Annotated in this window: 4 protein-coding genes and 1 pseudogene; 2 read left to right on the top strand and 3 right to left on the bottom strand. The window is 72.5% G+C overall.

The annotated features are described in order from the left end of the window. Nucleotides 1-464: TIGR03943 family putative permease subunit (locus L0P92_RS40700; protein WP_234768173.1), on the top strand; the 464-nt coding region annotated here is incomplete at its 5' end. Between the two features lie 76 nt (nucleotides 465-540). Next, nucleotides 541-1761 (top strand): amidohydrolase family protein, encoded by a 1221-nt coding sequence (locus L0P92_RS40695; RefSeq protein ID WP_234768172.1) that lies wholly within the window; start codon nucleotides 541-543, stop codon nucleotides 1759-1761. Nucleotides 1762-1781: 20 nt separating this feature from the next. Here L0P92_RS40695 and L0P92_RS40690 read toward each other — a convergent pair whose 3' ends face one another. The 3 genes and pseudogenes from L0P92_RS40690 to L0P92_RS40680 form a co-directional block, all read right to left on the bottom strand. Next, nucleotides 1782-2543 carry a glycosyltransferase family 2 protein gene (locus tag L0P92_RS40690; RefSeq protein WP_234768171.1) on the bottom strand — a complete coding sequence of 254 codons (762 nt, stop codon included), beginning with the start codon at nucleotides 2541-2543 and terminating at the stop codon, nucleotides 1782-1784. An 8-nt stretch (nucleotides 2544-2551) separates the two neighbouring features. Further along, nucleotides 2552-3181, bottom strand: a pseudogene (locus tag L0P92_RS40685) (UTRA domain-containing protein); the annotation flags it as partial. A gap of 283 nt (nucleotides 3182-3464) precedes the next feature. Beyond that, nucleotides 3465-6649 (bottom strand): WD40 repeat domain-containing protein (locus L0P92_RS40680; protein ID WP_234768169.1); only part of this gene is annotated, 3185 nt, incomplete at its 5' end.

Raw genomic sequence — 6649 nt, 5'->3', positions numbered from 1 at the left:
CCCTGATCCTCGTGGCCCCGCCCGCCCTCGGCTCCTACAGCGCCACCCGCACTGGTACGGCCCTCCAGGAACCCCTCGCCTACCCCGACCTCCCCGCCGCCGACCCCCTGCCGCTCAGCGTCGTCGACTACGCGGGCCGTGCCGTCTACGACCACGGCCGCACCCTGCGGGGCCGCGAGGTCCGGCTCACCGGCTTCCTGGCCCTGGACGGCGACGGCACCCCCTACCTCGTCCGTATGGCCCTCAACTGCTGTGCCGCCGACGCCCAGCCGGTCAAGGTCGCCCTCACCGGCCAGGTCCCGCCCGTCCTCCAGCCGGACACCTGGCTGCGGGTGACCGGCACCTACACCCCGCGCCGCGCCGAGGACCCGGTCAACGGCGGCCCGATCCCGTTCATCGAGGTCACGCGGGCCGAGCCGGTGCCGGAGCCGACGGATCCGTACGACGAGAGCTGGAACAGCTGACGGGACCGTCTCTTGCCGCCCCCGGGGACGCCCCCTACCCTGAATCTGATGGGTCGTCAGATTCGGGAGGCGTGGCGTGGCCAGTACCGAGAGCGGCACCAAGGACCTGCCCAGGGTCATCAGCGTGGACGATCACGTGATCGAGCCCGCGCATCTCTTCGAGACCTGGCTCCCGGCGAAGTACCGGGACCGGGGCCCGAAGCCCCTGACCGCCGGGATCGGGGAACTCGAGTACATCGGCGGGAAGTACCGGTTCACCACGGACCCGGACGGCCAGATCACCGACTGGTGGGAGTACGAGGGGGACCTCTTCCCGTACAAGCGCATCATCGCGGCCGTCGGGTTCTCCCGGGACGAGATGACGCTGGACGGGATCACCCGTGAGCAGATGCGGCGCGGCTGCTGGGATCCGAAGGCCCGGCTGGCGGACATGGACATCAACCATGTCGAGGCCTCGCTCTGCTTCCCGACCTTCCCGCGCTTCTGCGGCCAGACCTTCGCGGAGGCCAAGGACAAGGAGGTCGGGCTGGCGTGCGTGCGCGCCTACAACGACTGGATGGTCGAGGAGTGGTGCGGTGACAGCGGCGGCCGGCTGATCCCGCTGTGTCTGATCCCGCTGTGGGACATCGACCTCGCGGTCGCCGAGATCCACCGCAACGCGGCGCGCGGGGTGCGGGCGGTCACCTTCAGCGAGATCCCCACCTATCTCGGGCTGCCGTCCATCCACTCCGGCTACTGGGACCCGTTCTTCGCGGCCTGCGAGGAGACCGGCACGGTCGTCAACATGCACATCGGCAGCAGCTCGCAGATGCCGGCCGCCTCGCCCGACGCCCCGCCCGCCGTGCAGGCGTCCCTCAGCTTCAACAACGCCATGGCGTCGATGATGGACTTCCTGTTCTCCGGGGTGCTGGTGAAGTTCCCCCGGCTGAAACTGGCGTACAGCGAGGGCCAGATGGGCTGGATCCCGTACGCCCTGGAGCGCGCGGACGACGTCTGGGAGGAGCACCGGGCGTGGGGCGGCGTGAAGGACCTGATCCCGGAGCCGCCGTCGACGTACTACTACCGCCAGATCTTCTGCTGCTTCTTCCGGGACAAGCACGGCATCGAGGCGATCGAGACCGTCGGCGTCGACAACGCGACCTTCGAGACGGACTATCCGCACGTCGACTCGACCTGGCCGGAGACCAAGCGGGTGGCCGAGGAGCACGTCGGCGGGCTCTCCGACGAGGTGGCCTACAAGCTGCTGCGCGGGAACGCGATCCGGATGCTCGACCTGCCCTTCGACCAGGGGCGTTGACCAGGGGCGTTGAGGAGCCCTCAGCGAGCGGCGGGCGGCCACCGCCAGCCGAAGGAGGCCAGCGCCCGGGCCCGCGCCTCCACCACGGCCATGCGGGCCCGTCGCTCCGCCGGGTCGACATGGGCCGGCTGGCCGGTCATCTGGCCGTCCCACTTGCGGTAGAGCAGCCCCGCCTCCGCCGAGAACCAGCCCCGGCTCACCGAGCCCAGCGCGAGCAGCAGGCCGGTGTCCTCGGAGGCCGGCAGGGCCATCCAGCCGCCGAGCGCGAGCAGCAGTTCCCGGCGTACGCACAGGGTCGCCGGGTGGACCGGGGCGCGGAAGTCGTTCGCCGTCCAGAAGTCCAGCACGGCACCCCGCTCGATCGGCCCGTCGTCGGGGTCGCCGGGGAAACCGGCCGTCGAGCCGTCCGGCAGGAGGTCAAGGACCCGGGAGGTCGTCCAGCCGACGGCGGGGTCGGCCTCCAGGACCGCGAGGTCGCGGGTGAGCGCGCCCGGGGTGAGCTGGTCGTCGGCGTCCAGGATCTTCGCGTACTCGCCCTCGGTGTGCGCGAGCGCGATGGTGCGCGCCACGCCGGGGCCCCCGGGGCGGCCCTGACGGAAGGTCACCCGCGCGTCGTCGGGGACGTAGGGGCGGACCGCGTCCGTCTGCCCGTCCTCCTGGATCACCCACTGCCACTCCCAGCCCGCCGGCAACTCCTGTTCGCACAGCGACTTGTGGGCGTCGGGCAGGAACACCGCCGACGGGCCGTGGACAGCGGTGACGACGGTGATGCGCCGGGTCACGACCGCGCTCACCACCTTTCCAGGAACGTGGTGAAGAGCAGTTCGGCGCGGTCGCCGGGCAGCGTGACCTCGGAGAGGTCCACGACGCGGTCGGTGATGTCGTACGAGGTCTTGCGCAGCAGGATCACCGCGGTCCCCGGCGGCAGATCCAGCTCCCGCCGCTCGCGCTGCGTCGGCGGGCGCGCGGTGACCCGTTCCTCGACGCGGCCCACCTCGATGCCGACCGTGTAGAGCTGGTTCTGGGTGCCGCCCGGCCAGGGCTCGTTGGCGTCGTCCAGCAGCTCGGGGTTGGCGGCGATCATCTCGCGCACCAGGTAGGACGTCACCAGGCTGAACGGGGCGCTCTCGGCGGCGCACCGCGTCCGGTAGGTGCGCTCCAGCAGGGGGATGCCCTCCGGTATGCCGAAGACGGCCGCGAGTCGCGGGGGCGCGGCGACCTCGCGGTAGCGAGCGTGGAAGACGAGGTCACCCACCCGGAGGCCGGAATCGTGCTCGGTGGCCCCGGTCGCGGCCCGCGTGGTGAGGGGACGGCGGGCCCGGTCCTTCTCCCACTGGTGCCGGTGGTTGTCGCGGAGCAGCGCACTGCGGGGGCGTCGCAGCTCGTCCGTGATCACTTCGTACGCCTTCGGCACTGGCGGTCACCGGCTTGTTGTCCGGGGTCGGACAGGATCAGCGTACGACTCCGCACGGCCCTTCACGACTCCTGCCCCGGGGCGTCCACGGGCATGAGAAGGCCCGATCGCTGGCGACGGGGGATGCACCAGCGATCGGGCTGCACCCACAGTAACAAGGCTGCCTGCCTCACGGGAGCCGCCTGATCCGCTGTGAGGTTGGGTTGTGATCGGGATCACGGAAACCGCTGTCCGCCCGAGCCCTTTCCTGGCACAGCGTCCCGGCCTGGTCACGGGCCGTGCGGAGCTGTCACGCGCACGGCGGCTCGTACGACAGCCGGGGCAGGTACTCCTGCCACTTCTCCCGGGTCAGTACGCCGTGTGTGGTCGAGCAGACGCGGCGGACGGCCTGGTCCACGTCCAAATTCCACAGCCGGACCGTGTCGGGGCCGCTGGAGACGCCGAGCATATGGCTCGAAGGGCTGAACATCAGGAAGTTGCCGGTCTTGGCGTTGGGGCTCATCGCCTGGCCGACCGCGGTGGCGTGGGAGGGGTCGGAGACGTTCCACAGCCGGACCGTGTTGTCGTTGCCGCCGCTGGCCATATAGCGCCCGCCCTTGCTGAACGTCAGCGACACCACCGACTCGGTGTGCCCGGTCAGGGGCGCGCCCAGCTCGGTCGCCTCGCGCGGATCGGTGACGTCCCACAGCCGCACGGTGTCGTCGTCGCTGCCGCTGGCCAGCGTGCGGCCGTCCCGGCTGTACTCCAGGACGTTCACGGGCCCGGTGTGGCCGGTGAGCCTGGCCAGGGGCTCGGGGCGGTCCGGCCGGGTCACGTTCCACAGCCGGATCGTGGCGTCCGCGCTGCCGCTGGCCAGGGTGCGGCCGTCCCGGCTGAAGTCGAGGGAGTTGATGTAGCCGGTGTGCCCGGAAATGGGCGGGCCGAGCGGCACCACGTGCGCGGGGTCGCTGACGTTCCACAGCTGGATGTGGCGGGTGTCGTAGGCGGTGGCCAGCGTGCGCCCGTCCGGACTGATGGCCAGCGCGTCGGGACCCATGAACCGGGTGCGCAGGCGGATGGGCGAGCCGTAGGGCGTCGGGTGGGCCGGGTCGCTCACGTTCCACAGGCGCACGCTCTGCTCGCCCGTCGCCACCGCGAGAGTGCGGCCGTCGGGGGTGAACACATGGGAGCGCTGGCCGGTGGCCCCGGGCATGAACGGCTCGCTCAGCGCCACCGGCCGGTCGGGATGCCGTACGTCCCACAGCCGGATCGCCCCGTCGCGCGCGGCCGTGGCCAGCACCTTGCCGTCGGGACGGAACGCCCCCTTGCCGCCGATCATGTCCGACGTGGGGATCGACCACAGGCGCACCTTGCTGTCGCCGCTGCCGGTGGCGAGCGTACGGCCGTCGGGGCTGAACCCGAGCGCGAACATCTCCCCGCTGGCGCCCGCGAGCGGCTCGCCGACCTGGGACGGATACTCCCGGTCCCGGACGTTCCACAGACTCGCGGTGCTGTCCGCGCTGGCGGCGGCCAGCATGGTGCCGGCGGGGTTGAAGGCCACCGACCAGATCGGGCCGGTGTGCCCGGTGAGCGGGGAGCCGAGCTGACTGCCGTGGCGCGGGTCGGCCACGTCCCACAGCCGGACCGTGTCGTCGGCGCTGCCACTGGCGAGGGTGCGGCCGTCCGGGCTGAAGGCGACCGAGTGCACCAGGGCGGTGTGCCCGGTCAGCGTGGAAAGCGCCTGCGGCCGGGCCGGTTCGGACACGTCCCAGAGCCGGATCGTCTTGTCGTCGCCCCCGGCCGCCAGCGTCTCGCCGTCCGGGCTGAACGCCACGGACCGCACGGCGGCCTCGGATCCGCCCAGCGTGGCGAGCGCCTCGGGCCGCTCAGGATCCGCCACGTTCCACAACCGCACCGTCCGGTCCTCGCTGACCGAGGCGAGCGTACGGCCGTCCGGACTGAACGCGACCAGGTAGATCGTGCCCTCGTGCCCGGTCAGAGGCGCCGCGAGCGGGCGTGGCCGGCTCGGGTCCCGTACGTCCCACAGCCGGACCGTGCCGTCGTCCGCGGCACTGGCGAGCGTACGGCCGTCCGGGCTGAAGACGGCGCTGCTCACCCAGCTCTCGTGCCCGGTCAGGGGCTTGCCCAGCGGCTTGGGCCGCTGCGGGTCGGCCACGTCCCACAGCCGCACGGTCCGGTCGTAGCTGGCGGTGGCCAGGAGCTTGCCGTCCGGGCTGAACGTGGTCAGGTAGACGGCGCCGGTGTGGCCGAGCAGGGGCGTGGCCAGCGGCGCGTTCACGATCGAGATCAGCCGGCTGGTGGCGTCCTCGTCGTCCGGGCGCAGCCGGTGGGCGACCAGGTCGAGCTGGGCGGACAACGACGGGTCGGTGTACTGGAACCGGTCGGCCTCGGCCAGGACCTGCGCGAACATGGCGTCGTCCCGCTGCTGCCAGGCGACCACCGCGGCGCCGACGGCCAGCATCGCCAGCGCGACCAGCGCCGCGACCGCGCTGCGCATGATCCACACCGTGCGCCGGCGCAGCCGGACCGAGGCGGCCAGGAACTCCACCGCGCTGCGGGTCAGGAAGGTGTCCCCGGCGGAGCGGGCCCACTCGTGGGCCTGACCCAGCCGCGATCCCCGGTACAACAGCGAGGTGTCCCGGTCGGACTCCTCCCAGGCCCGGCCGTCCTCCTCCAGCCGCTGGCGCAGCAGATTGCCCTGCCGGTCCTCGTCGATCCAGTCCCGCAGCCGGGGCCAGGCGTGCAGCAGCGCCTCGTGCGTGATCTCCACGGTCTCCGCGTCCAGCGTCACCAGCCGGGCCCGCACCAGCGCTTCGAGCGACTCCTCGGTCTTGCCGGGATCCGTCGACTCCGCCGCCAGCTGCCGCCGCGTCCCGCGCCGCCGGGTCGCCTGGGTGTCCTCACCGAGCCGCACCAGCCGGAGCAGCAGCAGCCGGGCCGCGGTACGCGCCGCGGGGTCGAGCCCGGACCAGGCCCGCTCGGCGGTGGCGGCGACGGCACCCTGGATCCCGCCGGCCGCGCGATACCCGGCCAGCGTCAGCCGCCCCGCCTTGCGCCGCTGCCAGGTGGCGAGCAGCGCGTGCGACAGCAGCGGCAGCACCCCCGCGTCATGCGTCCCGCGCGGCCCGTCGGCACTCACCTCCCGCACGATCAGCTCCGCGAGCCCCGGCTCCATCTCAAGCCCCACCGCCTTCGCCGGCCCGGTCACCGCCTCCCGCAGCTCCGGGGTCGTCAGCGGGCCGAGCACCATGTGCCGGTGCTGCAACGCGTCGGCCAGCTCGGCGTGCGCCAGGCACTGCTCGTAGAAGTCGGCACGGATGCCCAGCACGACGAGGACGGGCGGGAGGTCGCCGGGTTCGGCGGGGGTGCAGGCGGCGTGCAGGAGCTGGATGAAGGCACGGCGGTCGGCCTCGTCGGGGCAGAGGGTGAAGGTCTCCTCGAACTGGTCGACGATCAGGACGGGTGGGGTGGGTG

It is taken from the genome of Streptomyces muensis (assembly GCF_021474425.1).
Lineage (GTDB): Bacteria > Actinomycetota > Actinomycetes > Streptomycetales > Streptomycetaceae > Streptomyces > Streptomyces muensis.
Note: the sequence above shows the minus strand (reverse complement) of the source record. Positions and strands in the feature narration are given on the sequence as shown.